The sequence below is a fragment of the Brucella tritici genome (genome assembly GCF_008932295.1).
In the GTDB taxonomy this organism is placed as follows: Bacteria; Pseudomonadota; Alphaproteobacteria; order Rhizobiales; family Rhizobiaceae; genus Brucella; species Brucella tritici.
Map to the genome: position 1 here is coordinate 1 of NZ_WBWA01000119.1, position 246 is coordinate 246.

The window sequence follows — 246 nt, forward strand, 5'->3', positions numbered from 1 at the left end:
TCGGTCAGGCTGAGCGTATCAATGTGACCAAGGCCAAGGTGCTCGATTATGTTGGCGGCACCATTTCCCCCGAGATGGAAACGCCGAAGCTGCTTTGGCTCAAGGAAAACAAGCCTGAAACTTTCGCACACGGCCTGCCATATATTGGCGCTCGACTGCTCGACAATGCTGCCCGCCTCACGCCAGATTGTGATATCGCGCTTGGCCGAAGAAAGCATGGTGCCGCTGGCATCGAAAAGACCGGCG

General features: G+C 56.5%; 1 protein-coding gene. It reads left to right on the forward strand.

Annotated elements, in window-relative coordinates; translation table 11 throughout:
- A partial coding sequence (locus F9K91_RS25700; protein ID WP_151679084.1) for a hypothetical protein occupies window positions 1-246 on the forward strand: 246 nt, incomplete at both ends.